The 23,276-nt window shown below is 37.3% G+C and carries 19 protein-coding genes; 6 read left to right on the top strand and 13 right to left on the bottom strand.

What is annotated here, in order from left to right; translation table 11 throughout:
• Nucleotides 1-41: 41 nt before the first annotated feature.
• The gene (gene gcvP / locus ASG38_RS08090; RefSeq protein WP_056068948.1) at nt 42-2,891 is read right to left on the bottom strand and encodes an aminomethyl-transferring glycine dehydrogenase; all 2,850 of its coding nucleotides are present in this window, start codon (nt 2,889-2,891) and stop codon (nt 42-44) included.
• 137 nt (nt 2,892-3,028) lie between these two features.
• Here gcvP and ASG38_RS08085 point away from each other — a divergent pair, with 137 nt between their 5' ends.
• Nucleotides 3,029-3,838 carry a hypothetical protein gene (locus tag ASG38_RS08085; protein WP_056068946.1) on the top strand — a complete coding sequence of 270 codons (810 nt, stop codon included), beginning with the start codon at nt 3,029-3,031 and terminating at the stop codon, nt 3,836-3,838.
• A gap of 44 nt (nt 3,839-3,882) precedes the next feature.
• Here the strand turns inward: ASG38_RS08085 and ASG38_RS08080 are convergent, their stop codons facing one another.
• From ASG38_RS08080 to ASG38_RS08025, 11 genes are all read right to left on the bottom strand, one after another.
• A complete protein-coding gene (locus ASG38_RS08080; protein ID WP_056068944.1) occupies nt 3,883-4,788 on the bottom strand; it encodes a TIGR01777 family oxidoreductase in 906 nt (301 codons plus the stop codon).
• Nucleotides 4,789-4,856: 68 nt separating this feature from the next.
• On the bottom strand, nt 4,857-5,678 hold the full coding sequence (locus ASG38_RS08075) for a DCC1-like thiol-disulfide oxidoreductase family protein (protein ID WP_056068942.1): 822 nt from the start codon (nt 5,676-5,678) through the stop codon (nt 4,857-4,859).
• 56 nt (nt 5,679-5,734) lie between these two features.
• Nucleotides 5,735-6,055 (bottom strand): hypothetical protein, encoded by a 321-nt coding sequence (locus tag ASG38_RS08070; protein ID WP_056068940.1) that lies wholly within the window; start codon nt 6,053-6,055, stop codon nt 5,735-5,737.
• Nucleotides 6,056-6,109: 54 nt separating this feature from the next.
• On the bottom strand, nt 6,110-6,613 hold the full coding sequence (locus ASG38_RS08065) for a GbsR/MarR family transcriptional regulator (protein ID WP_056068938.1): 504 nt from the start codon (nt 6,611-6,613) through the stop codon (nt 6,110-6,112).
• A gap of 108 nt (nt 6,614-6,721) precedes the next feature.
• Complete coding sequence (locus tag ASG38_RS08060) at nt 6,722-10,489, bottom strand: gliding motility-associated C-terminal domain-containing protein (protein ID WP_162239676.1); 3,768 nt, start codon at nt 10,487-10,489, stop codon at nt 6,722-6,724.
• Between the two features lie 152 nt (nt 10,490-10,641).
• Entirely contained in the window at nt 10,642-12,669 is a 2,028-nt protein-coding gene (locus tag ASG38_RS08055; protein WP_056069102.1) for a M3 family metallopeptidase, read from the bottom strand.
• Nucleotides 12,670-12,842: 173 nt separating this feature from the next.
• Nucleotides 12,843-13,325, bottom strand: a complete 483-nt coding sequence (gene purE / locus ASG38_RS08050; protein ID WP_056068935.1) for a 5-(carboxyamino)imidazole ribonucleotide mutase — start codon at nt 13,323-13,325, stop codon at nt 12,843-12,845.
• Between the two features lie 30 nt (nt 13,326-13,355).
• Nucleotides 13,356-14,513 carry a 5-(carboxyamino)imidazole ribonucleotide synthase gene (locus ASG38_RS08045; RefSeq protein WP_056069099.1) on the bottom strand — a complete coding sequence of 386 codons (1,158 nt, stop codon included), beginning with the start codon at nt 14,511-14,513 and terminating at the stop codon, nt 13,356-13,358.
• Nucleotides 14,514-14,657: 144 nt separating this feature from the next.
• Complete coding sequence (locus tag ASG38_RS08040) at nt 14,658-15,317, bottom strand: response regulator transcription factor (RefSeq protein ID WP_056068934.1); 660 nt, start codon at nt 15,315-15,317, stop codon at nt 14,658-14,660.
• Nucleotides 15,318-15,319: 2 nt separating this feature from the next.
• The gene (locus ASG38_RS08035; protein WP_056068932.1) at nt 15,320-16,096 is read right to left on the bottom strand and encodes a sensor histidine kinase; all 777 of its coding nucleotides are present in this window, start codon (nt 16,094-16,096) and stop codon (nt 15,320-15,322) included.
• 673 nt (nt 16,097-16,769) lie between these two features.
• Nucleotides 16,770-17,429 (bottom strand): hypothetical protein, encoded by a 660-nt coding sequence (locus ASG38_RS08025; RefSeq protein ID WP_056068928.1) that lies wholly within the window; start codon nt 17,427-17,429, stop codon nt 16,770-16,772.
• 265 nt (nt 17,430-17,694) lie between these two features.
• Here ASG38_RS08025 and ASG38_RS08020 point away from each other — a divergent pair, with 265 nt between their 5' ends.
• The 5 genes from ASG38_RS08020 (at nt 17,695) to ASG38_RS08000 (ending at nt 22,034) form a co-directional block, all read left to right on the top strand.
• Nucleotides 17,695-18,540 (top strand): caspase family protein, encoded by an 846-nt coding sequence (locus tag ASG38_RS08020; protein WP_056068925.1) that lies wholly within the window; start codon nt 17,695-17,697, stop codon nt 18,538-18,540.
• 2 nt (nt 18,541-18,542) lie between these two features.
• Nucleotides 18,543-19,871, top strand: coding sequence for a DUF4831 family protein (locus tag ASG38_RS08015; RefSeq protein ID WP_056068923.1), 1,329 nt, complete (start codon nt 18,543-18,545; stop codon nt 19,869-19,871).
• Nucleotides 19,872-19,889: 18 nt separating this feature from the next.
• A complete protein-coding gene (locus ASG38_RS08010; protein WP_056068921.1) occupies nt 19,890-20,522 on the top strand; it encodes a hypothetical protein in 633 nt (210 codons plus the stop codon).
• 29 nt (nt 20,523-20,551) lie between these two features.
• Entirely contained in the window at nt 20,552-21,217 is a 666-nt protein-coding gene (locus ASG38_RS08005) for a hypothetical protein (RefSeq protein WP_056068919.1), read from the top strand.
• A gap of 109 nt (nt 21,218-21,326) precedes the next feature.
• On the top strand, nt 21,327-22,034 hold the full coding sequence (locus ASG38_RS08000; RefSeq protein WP_056068917.1) for a DUF2461 domain-containing protein: 708 nt from the start codon (nt 21,327-21,329) through the stop codon (nt 22,032-22,034).
• Nucleotides 22,035-22,159: 125 nt separating this feature from the next.
• Here the strand turns inward: ASG38_RS08000 and ASG38_RS07995 are convergent, their stop codons facing one another.
• The gene (locus ASG38_RS07995) at nt 22,160-23,203 is read right to left on the bottom strand and encodes an NAD(P)-dependent alcohol dehydrogenase (protein ID WP_056068915.1); all 1,044 of its coding nucleotides are present in this window, start codon (nt 23,201-23,203) and stop codon (nt 22,160-22,162) included.
• Between the last annotated feature and the right edge of the window lie 73 nt (nt 23,204-23,276).

Below are 23,276 nucleotides of genomic sequence, written 5' to 3'. Positions count from 1 at the left end.
GATAGTTTTACTATCGGCTTTTTTGTTATATAAAATTTCTGTTAGCTTTCCATGTAAGCTTCAATAGGAGCGCAGGAACAAACCAGATTTCTGTCACCATAAGCATCGTCAACTCTGCGAACAGATGGCCAGAATTTGTTTTCTGCGATATATTCCAGAGGGAAAGCCGCTTCTTCTCTTGTGTATGGGAAATCCCAGGTGTCTGCTGTAAGCATAGCCAATGTGTGAGGAGAGTTTTTCAAGACATTGTTCTTGTCATCTGCAGAAGCTTTTTCGATTTCTTTACGGATGGAAATCATGGCATCGCAGAAACGGTCCAATTCTTCCAGGTTTTCACTTTCCGTAGGCTCAATCATCAAAGTTCCGGCAACCGGGAAAGAAACTGTAGGTGCATGGAAACCATAATCCATCAAACGCTTGGCGATATCCGTAACTTCAATTCCTTTTTCTTTAAACGGACGGCATTCGATAATCATTTCATGAGCCGCACGTCCCATTTCGCCGGAATATAAAGTAGCATAATGTCCGTTCAATCTTTCTTTGATATAGTTGGCATTCAGGATAGCGTGCTGTGTTGAGCTGGTCAAACCTTCAGCGCCAAGCATGGTGATATAGCCGTATGAAATTAAGCAAACCAAAGCAGAACCCCATGGTGCTGCAGAAATAGCTGTAATTGCATGATCTCCTCCTGTAGGGATTACAGGGTTTGTAGGCAGGAATTCTACCAAATGTGGAGCAACACAAATTGGTCCTACCCCAGGTCCTCCGCCTCCGTGAGGAATAGCAAAGGTTTTATGCAGGTTCAGGTGGCAAACGTCCGCTCCGATTGTGGCCGGATTTGTCAATCCTACCTGTGCATTCATATTGGCACCGTCCATGTAAACCTGTCCTCCATTTTCATGTATGATTTTTGTCACTTCAATAATAGAAGCTTCATAAACTCCGTGGGTAGACGGATAGGTAACCATCAAACATGCCAGGTTATCTTTGTATTGAATAGCCTTGGCTCTTAAATCTTCAACATCAATGTTTCCGTTTTCTGATGTTTTTGTAACCACAACCTGCATTCCTGCCATAGTTGCCGTTGCCGGATTTGTACCGTGGGCAGAAGCCGGAATTAAGGCAATATTTCTGTGTGATTCACCTCTTGACTGGTGGTAAGCACGAATAACCATTAAGCCTGCATATTCCCCTTGCGCTCCGGAATTTGGCTGTAGGGTAGTGCCTGCAAAACCAGTAATAACATTTAATTGCTGTTCTAGTTTTTTCAGCATAGTTTGGTAACCCTCAGCTTGTTCAATAGGGGCAAAAGGGTGGATGTTATTCCAGTTTGCCATGCTCAAAGGCAGCATTTCTGCAGCTGCATTCAGTTTCATCGTACACGAACCCAGAGAAATCATGGAGTGGTTCAAAGCCAAATCCTTTCTTTCGAGCATTTTGATGTAACGCATCAGTGCTGTTTCTGAATGGTGTTTGTTGAAAACTTCATGTGTAAGGAAAGTGCTGGTTCTGTTCAGACTTTCACTGTATTGTGTTTGAGTAGCCAATTCGTTTACTTTTATCGTTTCTTTTCCGGCAGCTTCTGCAAAAACAGAAACGATAGTGTTGATGTCTGCCAAACCGGTTGTTTCGTTAAATGAAATGGCAACCGTATTGTTGTCAATATAATAGAAGTTGAATTCGTTTTTCTCAGCAATAGCTCTTACTTTCGGAGCATCTGCCTTTACAACAATTGTGTCAAAGAAAGATGAGTTTGTTTGCTCAATCCCCAATTTACTTAAAGCATTCGCTGTTGTTACTGCAGAAGCATGTATTTTTCCGGCAATATAATCCAATCCTTTTGGACCGTGATATACGGCATACATTCCTGCCATGACAGCCAAAAGAACCTGAGCCGTACAAATGTTAGATGTTGCTTTTTCACGTTTGATATGTTGCTCACGAGTTTGCAAAGCCATACGAAGCGCACGGTTTCCGTTAGTGTCGATAGTTACACCAATGATTCTTCCGGGCATACTTCTCTTGTATTCTTCTTTGGTAGCGAAATAAGCAGCATGAGGTCCGCCGTAACCCATCGGAATTCCGAAGCGTTGCGTTGTTCCAACAACTACATCTGCACCCATTTCTCCGGGAGAAGTTAGTTTTACCAAACTCATAATGTCCGCAGCAACAGCTACTTTTATCTCATTGGATTTTGCCTGTGCAATGAATGCGGCATAATCGTAAACCTGACCATATTTACCAGGATATTGAAGGATGGCTCCGAAGAAATCATTTCCGAATGTAAATTCTTCATGGTTACCTACTACTAATTCCACTCCGATTGGAGTCGAACGGGTTTCCAAAACCGATAAGGTTTGTGGCAAAATTTCTTCGGAAACAAAGAACTTGTTAGCGTTATTTTTCTTTTGGTCGCGTGTTCTTACATCAAAAAGCAATGCCATTGCTTCGGCAGCGGCAGTTCCTTCGTCAAGTAGGGAAGCGTTTGCAATTTCCATTCCTGTCAATTCAATAACAGTTGTCTGGAAATTCAACAGTGCTTCCAAACGGCCTTGAGCGATTTCAGCCTGATAAGGCGTATAGGCCGTATACCATCCCGGATTTTCAAAGATATTTCTTTGAATAACTGCAGGAACAATTGCAGGATGATAACCCAAACCAATATATGACTTGAATACTTTGTTTTTATTTCCTAGTTTTTGAATATGATTCAAATATTCATATTCGGTCATGGCTGGTTCTAAATTCAGCGGCGCTTTTAGACGGATGTCATCAGGAAGCGTTTCATAAATCAATCGGTCAATTGATTCAACACCAATAGTTTTCAGCATATGCTGCAAATCGTTTTCTCTCGGACCGATGTGTCTTAAAGCAAAAGCATCTGTTTTCATATAATATTGTCGTGGGTTGTTTTTTGTGGCACAAAAATACTTATTAATCTCAAAAATAAATCCTTTTTTAACATGGTTTTTTTAGGAAATTTTCAACGAAAACTCGGTGTTGTTAACAGTTTCGTTATTTTTGCAGTATGCAGGCTATCAGACGACTATTTAATTTTTATATTAATGGCAGCATACACGTTGCGGTAGCCGTTTTGTCACTGGTTTTAATGACCAACCATATGTTCCGAAATCCTTTCGATTTGTATATGGCTGGTTTTGCTTTTTTCGGGACTATTTTCGGATATAATTTTATCAAATATGAAGATTTTTTCAGAAATAAAAAACCTTTACGATTTGAACTTAAAGGGATAGCTATTTTAAGCCTGATTGCATTTATAGCAGCTGCTTATTTCTTTTTTCATTTGAAATTCATCACCCAGGTTACAGCTTTTATTTTCTTTGGACTGACTTTTTTGTATACGGTACCAGTATTTTCAAGCAGAAAAAACATCAGGAACTGGAGCGGTGTCAAGATTTATATTGTTGCTCTTTGCTGGTCAGGAGTTACTACACTGTTACCATTAATTAATGCGGGCACCGAAGTTTTTTCGGATGTCATTCTTAAGTTTTCTCAACGATTTTTGCTTGTTATCAGCCTGATTTTGATTTTTGAGATTATAGATTTAAAAACAGACAGCCCAACATTGGGCACTGTGCCTCAGCGAATAGGAGTGAAGAAGACCAAAATTGTGGGACTGCTTCTGTTGGTGCCGCTTTACTTCCTGGAATTTCTGAAAAGTACTATTGACACCAATCAACTTTTTGTCAATGCCATTTTGGTTATTGTTACATCATTATTTATGATTTTTGCCAATGAAAACCGTTCAAAATATTATACGTTGTTTTGGGTGGAGAGTATTCCTGTTTTTTGGTTGGGGTTGGTGTATTTGTTTTGACGACGTTAACCCTGGCAGGGTTTCAAACCCTGCCAGGGTCGAAATTATCGTAAATCATCCAGAGCTTTCTTTAATTCTCCAAATTCAAATGTAAAACCATTTTCCGTTAGCCGTTTCGGGATAACATTCCTGCTTTTTAAGACGAGTTCTGTTTCTGTACCAATCATTTTTGCACCAAATTTTAAAAGTTTTTCGCTTATTGGAATTCCGGTTGGAACACCTAAACTTTTACGAAGCGTTTTCATAAAAAGCATGTTTCGAATAGGTTGTGGAGAAACTATATTTAAAACTCCTGTAAGTTCTTTTTCAATAATATAGGCTACCGCCCTTGCAAAATCTTTTTCATGAATCCAACTGATAAATTGGTTTCCTTTTCCTTGCCTTCCACCAAAACCCACTTTGGTCAGATTTTTTAAAGGAAGATAGGCACCTCCGTTTTTTCCTAACACAATTGAGCTTCGCAATGCTGTTTTTTTAGTATGTGGAGTTTGTATTTCAAAGAAGACTTTTTCCCACGATTTGGCAACATTCATAGAAAAGTCATTTCCGATTTCACCATTTTCTTCGTCCATTTCTTTGTCTAACGAATGTCTGTAAATAGTAGCGGTAGATGAGTTTAGCCAATGTTTGGGTGGATTTTCGCATTGCTGTACGGCAAGATTCAAGATATGGGTACTTTCAAGTCTGGAATCCAGAATTTCTTTTTTATTTTCTTCGGTATACCTGCAATCAACAGATTTACCGGCAAGATTGATGAGTACATCCGCATTTTCCAATTCCTTTTCCCAGCCTGAAAATGTTTTGGCATTCCATTTTATGTGCCTGATGTTTCCTTTTATTTTCGAACTTCCTCTGGTAAGAATAATAATTTCTTCAAATTTATCTTTAAAATGGTTCACCAGAACTTGTCCTAAGAATCCGGTTCCTGCTGCAATTATTAATTTTTTCATGATTTTGTATGTTTTCCTCCCACCCTGGCAGGATTAATAACCCTGCCAGGGTGGGAAGGTTGGTTACATTAAAAGGTTAAGATGACTAATAAGACAATTGCTCTGTAAATTACCCAGGTGTAAGAAAGGATAGTTGGAAGTCCCAATATTTTAATCCTTCTGGAATGTTCCATAAACATGAATAGAACTACAAAGGCAAACCAGATTAAGATGATGATTTGTGGAATATTTATAAATTGGTTCAGGATTAAGATGGGTGTCAGGAGCAGAGCACCTGCCAATGACACTGTCATCAGATTTCCTGTATAGTTTACCAGATTTCTTTTTTCAATTTTTAGTAAAAACAAGGATTGAAAAACAATTTGTCCGAAAGCAATAGCCAATTCTCTTCCGAAATTTCCGCGAGGCAGATTAGGGATGAGGTTTGAAAAATTATGCAGTGTCAATGCAGTAATGACAATTGTGAAAAGAATGTAGATAATTCTGTATTTATAATTAAAACTCGGAACACATTGCAAAGCAGTAGTATTGGTGTTTTGATTAGGGATAATTACTTTCCGATTGTATGAGATAAAAGAATAAAGTTTTTTCAACAGGTATTTCACAGGAGGAATGTTTCCGATTTTTTCTATCCATGGAAAAGAATTTCCGATCACTTTCAACAGACTGTCTATTCCATAAATGACGGTTTTGTTTTTGTTATCAACCAAAGCAATTTCATTAGAAGCTCTTTTGAAATCGATAAAGTTGCGCTCATCTTCTGTCAGATTAGAAAATGGTTTTTTGCCATTCTTGTCCAACATTCTCGTTTTTATAAAACCTGTCGTGTAGGCCTGGCAGAGCGGGCAGTCTTCATCATACAATAATGTTTGGTTTTCCAGAGTTTTCATAATTCGGTGTTTTGATTAATAATTTGAAGAAATAATATGTGCGATGTATGGGAGTTTCATTGTGGCTTTTCTGTAACTATGTAATGCAAAATGACTGTCATATAAAGGGCTAAAGATGGCGGCATGGCCCAAATCCATCCCCAATCCATTGTAAACCATAATGAGAAGAATAGGATACAAAGCAAAAGATAGGCCTGGAGATGTCTGTTTTTGTAATGATTAATAAAAAGTACTAACGCAATAGAAACCTGAAGGAATCCTGTAATAACTGTTGATAATAAGGCAAATGATAACATCCCGACTTCAAATACAGCCAAAGCGGCTATTGTAATGGGAAGGCCTATAGCGAAACAATTAATTTTTTGTATAAGTGTCATGATTAATATTTTTTAAACTTTCAGAAAAAAATGAAACTTTAGTCTAAATTTTTTTTACTTCATGATTTTCATGACCAGACGGCCAATCCAATTGTCTTTAAATTCGGTTACCTTGTCAATCATATTATCGGCTTTTAGTACAAAATCATAGAGCTTGGAAGTCTGTTCTACAAAATGTTTTGTTTCCCCTGTTTCGTTGGCTTTGATGGAAGAAACATCTTTTAAGACTCTTAATGCGGGTTTGATTTCTCTTTTACTTCTTTCCTGCGCTATTTTAACAGCCAGTTCGTCTAAATCTTTTTCGGCTATAAAGAATTCTTTTCTTTCGCCGGATTTATATTCTTTGTATACAATTCCCCAATCCATCAAGGCACGAAGGTTCATGCTGGCATTACCTCTGGAAATCAATAATTCTTCCATAATGTCTTCCATAGAAAGCGGCTCTGGAGAAACCATCAGTAACGCATGGATTTGCGCCATCGTTTTGTTGATTCCCCATTGAGAACCTAATGCTCCCCATGTTTGGATGAATTTATTTTTTGCCTCTTTGAATTCCATACTTCAAATGTATAAATTTATTTTTGAACTTTCAAAAATAATTGAAAATAATAATTAATAAAAAAACCGTCAGCTTCTGCCAGCGGTTTTTTATTTTAAAAGGGAGGACTAATTTACTTCACGATTTAAGTAAACCCAGCCTGTTTTTTCTTTCCCATCCCTAAATGCAATATAATAATAATAAGTTGCAGTAGGAAGCAGTTTGCCGTCAGAACATTGTCCGTGCCATTGGTTTACGTAATTGTTCATTTCGTAGACTTCTGTTCCATAGCGATTAAAAATTTTAACTCTCAGGATATCAAGTCCGGCCAGATTCCAGGTGTCGTTTTTATTATCGCCGTTTGGAGAAACTCCTTTTGGTATTTTACAATAGCTTTTTTCTACAGGAATCGATGCTGTAGTGGTACAGCCTTCTTCATTGGTTACTACAACGGTATATACTCCCGATTCCAGCCCGGTAATGTCTGTCGATTGTGTTGTTGCATTAAAACCATTTGGTCCTGTCCAGGCATAGGTAGCATTTGATTCATTGAATGAGTTGTCGATTGCATAGGCGGTAAGCATATAATGGTCATTTTCACACTTAGCCTGGGCTCCCACAGAAAAAGTATCTGTGTTTTCATCAATTTGTATTGATTTTGAAAAAGAACAATTGTTTAAGTTTACCAAAACACTGTACAATCCGGGTTCATTGATTTCAATTTCTACGGAATTACCGCCAATTATTTGGCCATTTTCATTACGCCAAATATAACTGGCTTCTGATTCCTGGAAATTGTCAGGAACTATCTTTACTCTGCTTTCCTGTCCAAAACAGATTCTGGTGTTTTCCTGTGTAAAATGAAATTCCGGCTGTGGTGTTACAACGAGTTCAAATGACAGAGGTTCAGAAGGACAGTTGACCAAGTTGGTTGTAACGGTATAAGTTCCGGACATTGCAATTGTCGCATTTGGAAATACCGGATTGATACCGGTAGCCGTAAATCCATTCGGTCCGGACCAGGTATAATTGTACAGAAGATTTGGATTTTGAATGCTGATATTAATTGGGGAGCCTTCACAAAGGGGACCAACAGGATTAATAATAGGAACAGAGACAACATTGTTAAAATGTATAGAAATTATGGCTTCGTCTTCTACGCCGCAAAATCCTCTCACAAAATACCTGAAGTAATAAGTTGAGCCTTGTTGGGCTCCTTCGGTATTCCATACATTTGATGAAAGAGCACCTGTAGAAGGGATTTGTTCCCAGGTTCCGTTTTGGTCTGCGTTGCCTAATAAATAGTCAAACAGATTGATGGAAGGAGGAATAGAACATAGGTCTACATCGTTGTCATTTCCGGCATTTGGCGGGTTTCCGGCATCGATTTGATAGTTTAGGATTTGATTCAGGCAGGAATCCGGTTCAGCAGGATAGGTAATGGCCACATGATACATTCCTGACTGTGTGCTGATATTTAAAGGATTAAAAGTTAGCGTAGAACTTGTGCCCAATGTGACATTTTCCGCTCCTTGTTTATACCATTTGTATTGCAGGTAAGGGAAGTTAGGGACAGAAAGCGTACTGTTTTGTGCGTCACATAAAGAAGCTGCTATAGAAAATACAAACGGAGTCGTAACATCATGAGTATAGGTGCTCGTATTTTGACATTGGTCTTTTATTTCGAAAACATAAACCGCAGATTCCAAATCAGTAAATAACGGACTACTGCCGTTTGAAAAAACAAAAGGCTGACCGTTTTTTTCGATGATTCTGAAAGTAAAGTTTCCTTCGCCAACTACATTTAGCAAAACGTCTGAGAGGGTGCCGGAACAAGAAAAGTTTAAGGCTCCTTTTATTTCAGGAAGCATTCCTGTTTCAAATTCTTTTATAGTAAATATACATGAATTGTTGGCACCTACGCTATTGTAGATAGATGAAGCAGTTACAATCCTAAATTTTCCTCCTATTGGAAAATTCAGGTTCCACGTATTATTATTGGTAACTGAGATTGAATTGGTAATGTTAGGAAGGGAATTTTCAGTATAGGGAACATTTGTATTAGGATGGCCCCATTGGCCTGTTGCCGGATTGAACTTTTGCAGCCAGTATCCGAGGTTTATAACTGAGCCGTTGTTATTTGTATGGTTAAATCGGATATTAAAAGAAGAACATGCTTCTGCAATTTCAAAAGTAGTGTTGCCAATATATTCCTTGATTTGTAAGGTCAAGGTATATTCTGAATTACACGAGTCTTTTATTTTAATAAGATAGGTTCCAATGGGTAGCGAACTCATCATGAAATAGGCGCCTCTGATGTTGACAGAAACATTCATCGGGCCATTGTAAGTACTAGGTACAGATACAAATTCAGCACTCATTATTTGAACATCTGGTGCGCCACCGATATAGACAGAACCAAATCCGGGTTCGCATCCGCCCAGATAATTGATTCTTGGCGCACCAGAGCCGCCAGCGGGTACGGTAACCGGTTTTGTATAAGTATTTCCGCATTCGTCTACCAGAGTTATAGAGTATAATCCAGGGACAAGAATATTGGAGATAATAAGGCCTCCATCACTTTGTATGTAGGCATTGACATTATGAGGAGTAGGAAAAGTAAAGCCAGAAGGGGCAGTGTTTATGGTTGCGGAAACGATATTAGAACCCAGAATTTCACCAAAGATAACGCCAGATATGCCGCATGACCCTGTAGCAACAAATTTGGCATCAGTTTCATGGTCAATGGTTACATTTTCTGTAGCCGTTCTTCCGCAAGCATCAGTTACTTTTACTACATAGGAACCTTCAGGAAGTACATTGGTAGTATTTCCAAAAGTTGGATTAGAAAAATAAGTAGGATGTGAAGAGTTGTAAACAGAAGGGTTGAATCCGGCTGGTGCAGAAAGAAACTCTACCGTTATTGGATAGGTAAAGTTTGATGTCGTAACCGTAAAGGATTGTATACCGCATCTCAATGTTTGCCGCTCCAGTAATATTGAAAATAGGGTATTCATAGGGGTGACATCTTGCCGGAATACTTTGCCGCAACCGTCAGTAACTACTAAACTATAGCTATAAGGAGCATTGTAAAATGGAAGCTCTATGGTATAGGAATCTTGAGGGCCATTTGCTATATAGGTTTTTGTAATAGGAGTACCGCCTCCCGGTGGGAAAATAGTAAATACAAAAGTGAGCGGATAGCTTACCGTTGATCCTGCTATTGCATCTACAGTAAAAGAAGCCCCAATCGTATTACAATTAACCAATTCAGAATGAGGTGTTGTGCCAACAGAAACTTCCAGATTGTTGGGAATTTCTTCGAGAGTTACTAAGGTGTAGGACCTGGATACTGCGTTACCACAGGAATCATAAACTTTGATCAGGTAGTTTCCCGCCACAAGATCAGTGAAAATGTTGGAAGTTTGGCGGGGTTTTATTATGGGGCCTGAAATGATTTCATATCCTATAGGATTCCCACTGGTGACATTCACGATTATATTTCTATTAAGACTGCAGGCAATATCACTAAAAGTCATATTGAATTCTAAGAAAGAAGCCGTACTGTTTATAACGAAGTCTTTTTGTTGCTGATTATTTTCAGTGCCTAAAGTCTGCGTAGCGATAACCCTGTATGTTCCTCCTGTGAGCCCCGATAAAGAATTGGTTGAGACTGTGGCATAAGGACTGTTAAGTACAGGCAGTTTGTATATTGTGTAAATAATACCGGCATTTGGATGGGTTCCGCTTACTGTAAATGATAAGGTTCCGTTTCTGTTACAAGTTTCATCCGTTCCGGTGACGGTAAGAGTAAAATCGGGTAACTGTCCGTAGGAACTAATTGCGTTTAAAGAAAAAATTAATGCAAATATAAAATTGAGGTAAAGTTTTTTCATAAGCAAATCGTTAAGGATGATTCCAAATATATAAAAAACTGTAAGAAAAATTACGGTTTCCCACATCCGTAAAGGCAAAAAAAACACATAAAAAAAGGGACTGCCTTATTTTACAGGTAGTCCCAAGTATTTTGAAATCAAATAATTGTGTGTTAAAGTAATCCGGCTCTTTTTAGCAGGGCATCCGGTTTTGGTTCGCTTCCCCTGAATCTTTTGTATAGAATCATCGGATGCTCCGTTCCGCCTTTTGACAATATGTTTTCTTTGAATTTTGTAGCCACTTCAGAATTGAATATTCCTTGTTCTTTAAAATATTCGAAAGCATCTGCATCAAGTACCTCAGCCCATTTATAACTGTAATAGCCCGAAGAATAACCACCCTGGAAGATGTGAGAAAAAGAAGTACTCATGGCGTTTTCTTTCACATCCGGATAAAGTTTGGTGGAAGCAAACTGAACGTTTTCAAATTCTTTTACATCTTTGATAGGTGTTGGATCCTGACCATGCCATCCCATATCCAGTAAGCCAAAGCTTAACTGTCTCAAAGTAGCCATGCCTTCCTGGAAGCTGGCGCTTTCTTTTATTTTCTGAATGTATTCTGTAGGGATGATTTCGCCTGTTTGGTAATGGCGTGCAAATAATGCCAGAGCTTCCGGTTCATAACACCAGTTTTCAAATATCTGGCTTGGCAATTCGACAAAATCCCAATATACGCTGGTTCCGGAAAGGCTTGGGTATATGGTATCAGCAAGCATCCCGTGCAGGGCATGTCCAAATTCGTGGAATAAAGTGGTTACTTCGTTGAAAGTAAGTAATGAAGGCTTGGTTTCTGTTGGTTTTGTAAAGTTACAGACAATAGAAACATGTGGTCTTTCGTTACTGCCTCCCAAAACGTATTGCGATTTGAATGAAGTCATCCATGCACCGTTTCTTTTTCCTTTTCTAGGGAAAAAGTCAGCATAGAAAACAGAAACGAGATTACCGGCAATGTCTTTTACCTCATACGTTTTTACATCAGGATGGTATTTTTCTATGTCGTTTATTTCTACGAAAGTCAGTCCATACAATCTTCCGGCAACGGTAAAGGCACCTTCCAATACGTTTTCCAGTTTGAAATAAGGCTTTAGTTTTTCGTCATCCAGATTGAACAGTTGCTGTTTTAGTTTTTCAGAATAATAAGCTCCGTCCCATTTTTCAAGCTGTTCAATGCCGTCCAGTTCTTTGGCAAACTGCGTCAGTTGATTGAATTCTCTTTCCGCCGCCGGACGTGCTTTCGCTAACAAGTCATTCAGGAAAGTATTTACTTTTTGAGGGCTTTCTGCCATTCTTTCTTCCAATACAAAATGGGCATGTGAGGCATAGCCTAAAAGTTTGGCTCTTTCAAATCGGAGTCTGGCAATTTGAAGCACGATTTCCTGATTGTCATGCTCGTTTTTCTGGAAACCTTTCGCACCAAAGGCAATTGCCATTTTTTTACGAAGCTCCCTGTTGTCAGCATAGGTCATAAAAGGAATATAGCTTGGATAGTCTAACGAAAAAATCCAGCCTTCTTTTTCATGGCTTTGTGCCAGTTCTTTTGCGGCTTCAATGGTGCCTTCCGGCAGTCCGGAAAGGTCTTTTTCGTCTGTAATATGGAGTTGGAAAGCGTGCGTTTCAGACAGTACGTTTTCGCCAAACTCTAAACTGAGTTTGGAAAGTTGCTTGTCGATTTTACGCAGTTCCATTTTTTTGTCTTCAGATAAATTCGCTCCGTTTCTGGAAAAGCTTTTGTATTGTTTGTCTAACAGAGTTGCCTGTTCTGCCGTAAGCGAAAGGCTGTCTTTTTTGTCATAAACCGCTTTTACTTTTTTGAACAAATCGGCATTGAGGCGGATGTCATTTCCAAACTCGGATAATAGCGGAGAAACTTCCTGTGCAATTTTTTGAAGTTCGTCGTTGGTTTCGGCAGAATGCAGGTTGAAGAAAATAGAAGATATCCTGTCTAAAGTGGCTCCACTAAAAGCCATGGCTTCTATTGTGTTCTCAAATGTTGGTAATTCAGGATTGTTAACTATATCGTCTACTTCCTGTTTTGCGCTGGCAATTGCTTCTTTAAATGCCGGAAGGAAATCCTCTTTTTTGATTTGAGAAAAAGGCGCGGTATCGTATTTTGTTGTAAATTTTTTGGTAAGAACTGACATATCAGGGTCTTTTTTTAAATATAATAAGTTTATGCATGGGAAATGCATTCCGGCATGCTGTTCCCAAAAGTATAAAATTGGAAAGGAATTACCTATGGCGTTATGAAAACGTTGAGGTTTAAAATAAAAAAACCAAGCTTATCGGGCTTGGTTTCTATTGTTTTTATCTGAAGTTATTTTTTCAGGTTTTCGGATGCTTTAAGCACAGCCTGTTTCAAGCCTTCTTTATAAGCAATAATTTTATCTAAAACGACTTTGTTGCTACTTCCGATAATTTGTGCTGCCAGAATTCCTGCGTTTTTAGCACCATTTAAGGCAACTGTCGCAACCGGAACACCGCCAGGCATTTGAAGAATGGAAAGTACGCTGTCCCAACCATCGATAGAATTGCTTGATTTTACCGGAACGCCAATTACGGGAAGCGGCGACATTGAGGCTACCATTCCCGGAAGGTGGGCAGCACCTCCGGCTCCTGCAATAATAGCAGCGATACCACGTGTATGTGCGTTTTTGCTAAAGTCGAATAATTTTTCCGGTGTGCGGTGTGCCGAAACAATATCTACTTCGGTTTCAATTCCAAATTCTTTCAGTATGTCGATGGCTTCCTGCATGACCGGCATGTCAGAAATAGAGCCCATTATGATTGCAATCTTCATGGATATAAGTTATAATTGAGTAAATAGTGATTACGAATTGCTGATTACCCGTATTAGTTTTTTTACTTCTTCTGCTGTTGTTCTGGCTTTGGCGATGTCTTCATTTACGATAGTAACATGGCCCATTTTTCTAAAAGGTCTTGTTTCGCGTTTTCCGTAAATATGTGGCGTTACACCGTCAATGGCCAAAATCTGTTCTATGTTTTTATAAACTACCTGACCCGAGTGACCTTCTTCTCCAACAAGGTTGACCATAATTCCGGCTACTTTGCTTTCGGTATTGCCTAAAGGCAGGTCGAGAATGGCTCTTAAATGGTTTTCAAATTGGGAAGTATAGCTTGCTTCAATGCTGTAATGACCTGAATTATGAGGTCTTGGCGCTACTTCATTAACCAGAATATCGTCATTTTCTGTCTGGAACATTTCAACAGCCAGTAATCCTACATGTTCAAAAGCTTCCGAAACTTTCAAAGCGATTTCCCTTGCTTTTGCTGCTACCTTGTCGTCAATACGTGCCGGACAGATAACATATTCTACCTGATTGGCTTCGGGATGGAATTCCATTTCAACCACCGGATAGGTCTTGATTTCGCCTTTTGGATTTCGAACAACTATTACAGCCAGTTCATTTTTGAAAGGAATCATTTCTTCGGCAATGCATTCTACATCCGGCAGGTTTGCGAGGTCAGTTGCCGTGCGTACAATTTTAACACCGTTTCCGTCGTAGCCAAATTCAGCACTCTTCCAAACAAAAGGCAGGGCGGTATTATTCTTTTCAAGGCTTGTTTTTAATTCTTCCAGTGTCTGGAATCTTTGAAAAGGAGCAGTTGGAATATTATGGGTTTTATAAAAATCTTTTTGCCTTCCTTTATTTTGGATATTTCTGAGTGTTTTTGGCGATGGATATATTTTTGTACCTTCTGATTCCAGTTTTTCGAGGGCTTCTAAATTAACCAGTTCTATTTCAAAAGTCAGGACATCGGCTTTTTTGCCAAATTCATAAACCGTATCAAAATCCATAAGATTGCCCTGAAAGAATTTGTTGCAGCCTATTCGGCTTGGGGCTTCTTCGCTTGGGTCCAGTACATAAGTCTGTATGTCAAATTTTCGGGTATCGGTCAGAAGCATTTTGCCAAGCTGTCCTCCGCCTAGTATTCCGAGCTTAAAATCGGATGAGAAGTAATTCATTGTTGTGTTGTTGTTTGCTGCAAAGATAAGCATTCTTTAGAATGATGAAATTATTCTGTATCTGATTTAAATGCTTTCTTAAAAGAAGAGAAGTGCTAAAGCATAGATAATCGGCAATGTGACGGTAAGCAAATTTTTTAGAAATTAAATAAAAGGTGGTGTAATCTGATATTTATAAGAAAACAAAACCAGTCCTACTTTTGATTTAATACCAAATCTTTCAAAAAGTGCCGTACGGTAGGATTCGATAGATTTTACAGATAATCCCATGCTATCAGCCATTTGGTCATAGGTCAATTCTCTTTCATCACAAACCAGTTTCAGAAATTCCAGCTCTCTTTCAGACAATACAATTTGACTTTTAGCATCCTTGTCGGGAGCTGTTTCATAGTTTCTCATGCGTTTCAGTATTTCAGAAACGTTGTTGTAGCCTATTTTTACGATATTGTCAATCGCAAATTTCAGGTCATGGGCGGTACAGTTTTTATGGAGAAATCCCCTTGCTCCATGATGGTAGGCTGCATCGATAATCTGCTCGTCAAAATGCTGGGTCAATAGCAATATTTTATATTCTTCGTCTATTTCTTCCAGTGCTTTCAATACTTCAATACCGTTCATTGCCGGCATGGAATAATCTAAAATAAACAGGTCTGGCTTATTTTCCAAAGGCAGCGATGCCAGAAAATCGGTCCCGTTGTCAAATTCTGCGGTTACGGCAAAATTGCTGATTTTTTGCAGAAGCTCTTTCAATCCCTGTCTCACAATTTTATGGTCGTCAATAATGCCTATCGTAATTTTTTCCATGTTTAGGTAAGTTTGTTTTCGGTAAGCGTGATTTTTGTTCCTTTTCCATTTTCGGACCAGATAGTTACAGAATAATCAATAATAGCCGCCCGACCGATTATGTTCTGTAGTCCTATCGTGGCAGTACTGTTTTTGATTTTTTCATAATCAAATCCTTTTCCGTTGTCGGAAATTACCATTTCAAAGTCAGGATTTGCCTTTAATCTTATTTCAATAAGGCTGGCTTTGGAATGTTTGAAGCAGTTATTCATGATTTCCTGAAAAATCCGGTAGATGACAATTTTTTCATTTGTTGAAAATATCCTTTCTCCTTTTCCTTTGAATGCAAAATGGATGGGAATGGAGCCTTTTTGCAGGCGTATAATTTCAGATCCTATAGCTTTTATCAGGTCTTGTTGCAGGAGCATCTGGCTGTTTAGGGAATGGCTGATATTTCGTATGGATTGCGACAGATTGCCAACGGATTCTGATAAGGGTTGTAAGGTCTGGTTCAGTTCCGGCGAATCAAGTTTAAGGTTTTCAATCTGGAAATTAATATAAGTGAGCTGTTGTCCGGCATCATCATGAAGGTCCTGGGAAATGTTCTGCAATACCTGTTCCTGCGTTTCAAGAATTGTTTGGTTTACTGTTTTCTGAAAATCAATGTCTTTTTGGTAGATGACCTCGGTGTAGTTTTTGATTTTGCGGATGTATAGTTTTACCAATACCACACAAAAAAGGATTAGCAGGCTGATAAAAAGCAACCCGATGATAATTCCGAAGGCTACATTATTCAACATGTTTCAACTTTTTTTCACGATAAATGTAAACATTAAGTAGCGAATAATAAGTTATGTTTACAAAATAACTAATGAAATCATAGAGTTTAAAACGATTTAAAATCATTATTTTATGGATGTTCTTATTGTTAAATCCAAATAAAAGACTAAATCCTATAAAGAACAATACCGGCGATAACATCAGTATGAAATTATTGGATAAAAAATAATTTAAATTTTCTTTTTTTAATTCTGAAGAGCAATTATAAATGAAAAGGATTAAATACAAAAAAGCGCCTATCACAAAAGAATAGGAGTTGAATTCCTTGATTCCGTTTAAAAGGAAAAGATTATATACAGTGAAGCTTAGAAAAAATAATATCACTATTAAAAGCAAAGATTTTTTTATAGAGGATACATTATATAAGATAAAAAACCACAGGATGTTATTGATGACAATAAAAATGGAAGCATTCAGGCGAATCGGAATGTTGTTATATTTAAGTATAGCAGACATTGATTCATTTATTACACTTAAAAGCAAGATGATAAATAGTATAACATGAGCCTTTTTGCCTTTATCATAGCTTATGGCTAACATGATAAAAGTAAAAAGAATATAAATTCTTATGGGAGTTAGTAATTCAAAAAAGCTCATGAAAATATTAATTGTAGATTAGAAATGTTTTTGCTTTTACATATTCATTATAGCTGGATCATCACTAATGTCATAATGAAAAAAATTTCCAGATGCATCTTTCACTTTAAAAATGATTCTTTCTTTACTTATTACTTTTTTACCCACTACTGCATCTGTCACATAAATTGTCTGGATGTTTCCATGTACTTTTTTTATTCCTTCAAACAACGGGATTGAATATGTAGCTTCTGTTGTTGAAAAAGGAGTTTTTCTTAAACTCACTTTATTATTTTCAGCGTCAATATCAAAAGCTATATAGGCATCATAACATTTGATTCCCTCTTTTTTAATGAAAGATTCCAAATCTTTCCATGGTAATTCATACAACTTGATACCTGTTGTATTCCTGCTATGCTGTCTTGCTAATCGTCTAAATACTGTATCATGAATGAAATGAATGTTTTCAATACAGCTATATAAGTCATACATACATATTGCTTCACCATATTTATTAAGCCATTTTTCCCGTTCTGAATGGGACATGGAGCGAAGAGATTTCATTATAGGATTGTTTTCGCAGTCAGTTGGAGCTCCTGCTACTATGTCTTTTCTTTGAATTTTTTGAATTTTGTCTTCAGAAACTGTTTCTTTTTTCTTGTCATTACATCCCATCATCACCAATGACAAGATTAAAAATAATACTGTTTTTTTCATAATGTAAATATTGGAGGTTGATAATTAAGTTTGTTACAAAGTTTACTTTTCTATACTTCCAACTCAATAGGGTTTTCCCTATTTCTTTTAGGTGTTACCCTATTCTTCAGCTAGCCTGGCTAAAATATCACTTTTTTCTTAATAATTTATTGTATTTATCATTATTTCAGTAGGTTATGTAAAAGTCTTGCAGGAGATAGGGTTTTCCCTATTGTGCTTTGAATTATATCAAAATAGCTTTGGATAATAATTCAAATTATACATTATGAAAACAAATTTTTATACCATATTGTTTAGTCTGTCTTTAATTTCCTGTGCAAAAACAAAAAAACAGGAAGAGCCTACTTTAGAAATGGCTTTACCACAAAAAAATGGTTATGCTTTATTAATAGGGATGGCAAAAACAGATCTTCCAGGTTATAGCAATGTATTTACGAGAAGTGCACGTTATAATATTGAAGCAATGGAAAAAATATTGCTTAAAAATGAATTTGAAAAGCAGTGTATTACTAAGTTACATTCTCCCACGGCAGACGTGATTAAGTTGGAACTTCAATCACAATTGACAAAATTAAAAGAAGACGACCTCTTTGTTTTTTATTTTTTTGGACATGGTGATCAAATCCCTGATACAGGGATACAAGATGAAAAAGATTACCAAGATGAAGTATTAATAACTGCTGACAGAAAATTGGTTGATGATGAAATCTATGAAATACTTACCAGCATTAAAACCAGAGCAAGAGTATTATTTATTGTAGATGCCTGTAATTCCGGTTCCGTCTATAAATTAAATCTGAATTTTAGTCAAAGATTCCAACCAGCTTACTCTATAGATTATTTCGAAAGTAAGCAGGCAAATGAAATGGAGCTGGATTTCTTATATCTAGGAGCTACACAGGATGGGAATTATACTACTGCATCTGCTTCTACTAGTCTCTTTACATCCACAATTGAATCTGTTTTAAAAGATAAATCATTTCAAGGGAGCTATGTAGACTATTTCAATAATATAAGTCAGGCCATGCGGCACAAAAAAAATTTTCCAACCCTTTATACGGGTTATACATCGCCTCAGTTTTTAAACCAACAACCTTTTAAAATTAACTAATCATGAAAAAAATTATCACACTATTTGCAATTATCCTTTTGTGGAGTTGCTCAACAGTACGAACCTCGCAACTAAATTCTACCGCCACATCTACTAAAAACGGTTTTTATTATGCATTACCTAAAACAATCTTAATAGTTTCTTTTGAAATTGAGAAGAAGACAGTAGAAGATGGGGATTTTAGTAAATATGCTCGATGTTTTGATATCAAAAAGAAAGATTCTTCGGGGACTTCTTTTAAGATAAAAAATATAGAAATTACATCGAGATCTATCCTTGATGAGACCAAAGTTTATCAGATGAATATGAGTCGAAATTTTCTGAATAAAAATGATTTTTCTCTCGAATATTCCAAAGAAGGAGAATTGACCTCATCAGATATTAAAAATGAAAATCAGATAATTCCTTTGATTAGTACTATAGTTAATTATGCAACTCTCGTTCCGGGTTTAGCAACATTAAAAGGTGATGAAAAAAAGGCATTTACGGCAGGATTAGATCTTTGTAGTAAAACAGAAGAAAAAGAATACAGGTTAGCTAAGGAGAAATACGATAGGATAATACAATATGAAAGTATGCAGGATAAGATTCTTGAAAATTCTGATGGTTCCGGTAAAGAAGTTGTGGATTTCAAATTGCAAAAAGTAAAACAGTTAAGAGATGAACTACTTAGTGACTTCACTGGGAAGATTACAACTAAAACTGTAAAAGTTCAATTTGAAATTGATCCGGAAAAAATGATTACAAAAAATAATAATGTAATTACCTATAACAAAATAATGCTCTTATCTGTTAACAAAACTGAAGGGATTAAAATGGCGCCGGAATTTTCAAATTATGTCAATACAGGATTCGAAAATAATCAAATTACTCCTACAGAAACTATGTATGTTCAAGTTCAAAAAATTGAAAAGGGAATAGGGGAAGTAGTAGGAACTAACAATAAAAGAGAAGGTAAGGCATCTTTTTATTATAACATTCCTGCTGAGACCCGTTTCCAGATATTGAAAAAAACAAATTCAACAAGTACTGTTGAAAAACAAACTGATCTTATGATTCCGCAGTACGGAATTGTAGCTGCGGCTCCTTCCAATATGAAAAATACGACTTTCAAGTTGCACCCCGGATTAGGTTCTATTCTATCTGTCTCTGGAACTACCGCTACTGTTGATTTGGAAAAATTGAATGCTATTCCAGAAAAAGCTTCCGATATTTTGGATAAGTTTAAAAAAGAAGAACCTGTCGACCCTAAAGACAAGTTTATTAGGCAATTGGAACAGGATGTAAGAATACAAGAACTTCAAAATAAACTAAATGCTACTTCAGAATAGACATGAAAATATATACTTATGAAAAACAGTTTCTCTTTTATCTTTTGTTTTATCGTAACAATTACTTATTCGCAAAATACCTTAAACGTGGGAGGATGGTCTACTTCAGGTCCTGGTTCTTTTACTCGTATAACCGCAACTAATAATTTAGACCCAAAAGTATATTCCATACAAAATACAATTATGATGGATGACGCTATCTTGGAATTTGAAATTGTTGCTGATGGTTTGACTATTCCCGCAAAACTTTATGAAGGCGGCTGTGTTGCTGTTGAAGGGAAGAACATTTTTATTCGGCAGACAAAACCTGGAAGAATGATAAAAGGTGGTTGGAAAATAATCCAGCAACCCGAAATAGGAGCAATAGTAATACCATGGGTAGGGTATCCGTCCTTAAACAAAGAAATTCTCGTGGCAAATCTAAAGACGGAACAAGAATTTATTATTGAAGTCCATGAAGTTTTTGACTGTAGTGACGCAACCTTCCAGGTAATTATAGATAACATTCCAATTAAAGACAATAACAACAATATATTGACATTCTGGAGCGGAAGTAGTCTTATAGGAAAAGGAAAGACCGTCGTTGTTAAGGTTAATGGAAGCTGTACGGGTTCTAAAACCGTTAGCGGTTATCTGAAGCTTAAAGCTTGAAGAATATTTTGAATCTTAAAAACAGAAAAATGCAAAAAATAATACGAATATTGATTTTACTGACTGTTTTTACTGAAAATGTAATAGGGCAGGATATAGAAACAGCATTGAATGATAAAGAAGCAGAGAAAGTGCCATTACTGGATGCTCCTTATACCATAGGATTGGATAATGAAAAAAACTGTTCCTTCCTGTTGCCTTCTATTGAATATAGATTTGATGACCATTTGAGACATGGGGCTTTTTTAGGAATAAAAAAAGTCACTCCTCAGAAGAAATGCGATTGTAATGCCACATTAGGAGGTCTTTGTTTTGTTGCAGGTTCTACTTATAGGGCAGCTGTTGGATATTATCCAGACACCAGAACAGGTAATATGAGTGTTCATTATGGCTATCGTTATTTATTCCTTTATGGAGAATTAGGAGCAGGATACTCATTCAGTTCTAAAGAAAGTATGCCAGGGCAATTTTTTCATTTCGGACCTTCGATAGGCTTTGATTTGCTGGCTATTCAGACAAATGTAGGTTATTCCTTTACTACTGAAAGAATTAATGGGAAGTCAGGAGCTATCATGTTATCAATTGTGCTTTCCCCATGGAGTTTAGAAGGTAATAAAGAATATAAAAAAACAGTAAAAACCTTAAATCAATCTACTGTTAGCGAAAGGAAAAGTTTTAGATTAGATAAAGGATAGATAATGATTGTCTTATGGATGTATTACGCAAATCGATTCGTCAATACAGCTTTTTTACATTGAAAACCATTCAAAAAGGAACTAACTTTGACAGAACAAAACCAAAAACATGGATTCAAAGATGCCGACAAATATACCTGCTTCAAGCATGGACTTTTTAAAACAGCTCAAAGAAAATAATAACAGGGAATGGTTTAATGATAATAAGGACCTGTATTTGAAAGAATACAATGCTATAGAAAAATTTGCGGAGTCGTTATTACAGGAACTCCGAAACCACGATGTTATCGAAACGGTTTCAGGTAAAAAGAGCCTGCATCGGATTTACAGAGATACCCGCTTTTCGAAAGATAAAACACCTTACAAAACCAACTGGAGTGGTGGCTTTAAAAGAGCAACTGCCTTGCGCAGGGGAGGTTATTATTTTCATATCGAACCCGGCAACAGTTTTATAGCCGGTGGTTTTTGGGCTCCCAATACAGAAGATATCAAACGCATTCGTGAAGACATCAGTTTTGACCCGGAACCTTTACGAAAAATTATAAATAGTAAATCCTTCGTAAAAACTTTCGGCTCCTTGCAGGGAGAACAGCTAAAGAAAGCGCCAAAAGGCTTTGATACTACAGATGAGGCTATTGATTTATTACGCTATAAACAATTCCTGCTAATCAGAAAGTTTGCAGATGCTGAGGTGTTAAGTCCTTCTTTTTTGAAAGAAGCAGACCAGACCTTCAAAAACATGCGTCCTTTTTTTGATTATATGAGTGAAGTTTTGACTACAGATGCCAATGGAGAACAACTTCCGGGCTTGTCTTAAAAGGATTGTCTGAATTTTCGAAATACAAAAAGAGCAGGGAAGAGGTAAAGAGAAAACAGTACTAAAATTGGCTTTATGCAGAAAGTATATTCTTCCGCATAAAGCCAATAATAATTTTTTATTTTTTAAAGAGTCGCCATATCAATAACGAAACGGTAACGCACATCGCCTTTCAGCATTCTGTCATAAGCGTCCTGAATATTTTTGATGTCTATCATTTCGATTTCTGAAACAATGCCGTGCTCTGCACAGTAGTCAAGCATTTCCTGAGTTTCGGCGATACCTCCAATTCCGGAACCGGCCAGGCTTTTTCGCCCTCCTAACAAGCTGAACGCCGCAACAGGAGCAGGTTGGGATGGAACACCAACACAAATGTGTGTGCCGTCTGTTTTCAACAAAGAAAGATACAGATTCAGGTCATGTTCTGCAGAAACCGTATCTAAGATGAAATCAAAAGAATTTCGGGCCGCTGCCAACTGTGCTTCATCTGTGGTTACCACAAAATTATGGGCGCCAAGTTTTCGGGCATCCTGTTCTTTGGAAGGAGAAGTACTTAAAACCGTAACTTCCGCTCCAAACGATACCCCAAATTTTACTGCCATATGACCCAAACCTCCCAAACCAAGTACAGCCAGTTTGTGTCCTTTTCCTACTTTCCAGTGGCGTAAAGGTGAATAGGTTGTGATTCCGGCACATAATAACGGAGCAACAGCTGCAAGATTCAGTTTGTCTGAAACATGCAGAACGAAATCTTCATGGACTACAATAGTATTGGAGTAGCCTCCGTAAGTAGGCGTCTTTCCGTCCTGTTCCAAACCGTTATAGGTTTGCGAATTTCCTTTAAGGCAGTATTGTTCCAGGTCTTTTTTGCAGTTTTCGCATTCCCGACAGGAATCAACCATACATCCGGTTCCGGCAATATCGCCTACTTTAAATTTTTTAACATGGTCACCAACCTTGACAACCCGTCCTACAATTTCGTGGCCCGGCACCATTGGGAAAATTCCCGGAAACCAGTCATCTTTAATTTGATGAAGGTCTGAATGGCATACTCCACAATATTGTATGTCGAACTGCACATCATGAGGACCAACTTCACGCCTTTCAAAGTTCCATGGCGCTAACGGACTTTTATTGTCCTGGGCAGCGTATCCTTTTGTTGCTATCATCTTTTTTGTTTTTAAGGGATTAAATCGGTACTACTAAATTAGCGAAAAAAGCAATCCGATTTGTTAAGCCGTT

This window comes from Flavobacterium sp. Leaf359, from assembly GCF_001423985.1.
Classification (GTDB): domain Bacteria; phylum Bacteroidota; class Bacteroidia; order Flavobacteriales; family Flavobacteriaceae; genus Flavobacterium; species Flavobacterium lindanitolerans.
The sequence above is the reverse complement of the archived record's forward strand: the minus strand, read 5'-3'. Positions and strand labels throughout refer to the sequence as shown.

What these genes read in the sequence shown, in the direction of transcription:
- ASG38_RS08055 (WP_056069102.1), bottom strand. Translation starts at nt 12,669, where the DNA reads ATGTCAGTTCTTACCAAAAAATTTACAACAAAATACGATACCGCGCCT.
- purE (WP_056068935.1), bottom strand. Translation starts at nt 13,325, where the DNA reads ATGAAGATTGCAATCATAATGGGCTCTATTTCTGACATGCCGGTCATG.
- ASG38_RS08040 (WP_056068934.1), bottom strand. Translation starts at nt 15,317, where the DNA reads ATGGAAAAAATTACGATAGGCATTATTGACGACCATAAAATTGTGAGA.
- ASG38_RS08065 (WP_056068938.1), bottom strand. Translation starts at nt 6,613, where the DNA reads ATGGAATTCAAAGAGGCAAAAAATAAATTCATCCAAACATGGGGAGCA.
- ASG38_RS08005 (WP_056068919.1), top strand. Translation starts at nt 20,552, where the DNA reads ATGCAAAAAATAATACGAATATTGATTTTACTGACTGTTTTTACTGAA.
- ASG38_RS08015 (WP_056068923.1), top strand. Translation starts at nt 18,543, where the DNA reads ATGAAAAAAATTATCACACTATTTGCAATTATCCTTTTGTGGAGTTGC.
- ASG38_RS08000 (WP_056068917.1), top strand. Translation starts at nt 21,327, where the DNA reads ATGGATTCAAAGATGCCGACAAATATACCTGCTTCAAGCATGGACTTT.
- ASG38_RS08035 (WP_056068932.1), bottom strand. Translation starts at nt 16,096, where the DNA reads ATGTTGAATAATGTAGCCTTCGGAATTATCATCGGGTTGCTTTTTATC.
- ASG38_RS08060 (WP_162239676.1), bottom strand. Translation starts at nt 10,489, where the DNA reads ATGAAAAAACTTTACCTCAATTTTATATTTGCATTAATTTTTTCTTTA.
- ASG38_RS07995 (WP_056068915.1), bottom strand. Translation starts at nt 23,203, where the DNA reads ATGATAGCAACAAAAGGATACGCTGCCCAGGACAATAAAAGTCCGTTA.
- ASG38_RS08020 (WP_056068925.1), top strand. Translation starts at nt 17,695, where the DNA reads ATGAAAACAAATTTTTATACCATATTGTTTAGTCTGTCTTTAATTTCC.
- ASG38_RS08080 (WP_056068944.1), bottom strand. Translation starts at nt 4,788, where the DNA reads ATGAAAAAATTAATAATTGCAGCAGGAACCGGATTCTTAGGACAAGTT.
- ASG38_RS08075 (WP_056068942.1), bottom strand. Translation starts at nt 5,678, where the DNA reads ATGAAAACTCTGGAAAACCAAACATTATTGTATGATGAAGACTGCCCG.
- ASG38_RS08010 (WP_056068921.1), top strand. Translation starts at nt 19,890, where the DNA reads ATGAAAAACAGTTTCTCTTTTATCTTTTGTTTTATCGTAACAATTACT.
- ASG38_RS08085 (WP_056068946.1), top strand. Translation starts at nt 3,029, where the DNA reads ATGCAGGCTATCAGACGACTATTTAATTTTTATATTAATGGCAGCATA.
- ASG38_RS08070 (WP_056068940.1), bottom strand. Translation starts at nt 6,055, where the DNA reads ATGACACTTATACAAAAAATTAATTGTTTCGCTATAGGCCTTCCCATT.
- gcvP (WP_056068948.1), bottom strand. Translation starts at nt 2,891, where the DNA reads ATGAAAACAGATGCTTTTGCTTTAAGACACATCGGTCCGAGAGAAAAC.
- ASG38_RS08045 (WP_056069099.1), bottom strand. Translation starts at nt 14,513, where the DNA reads ATGAATTACTTCTCATCCGATTTTAAGCTCGGAATACTAGGCGGAGGA.
- ASG38_RS08025 (WP_056068928.1), bottom strand. Translation starts at nt 17,429, where the DNA reads ATGAAAAAAACAGTATTATTTTTAATCTTGTCATTGGTGATGATGGGA.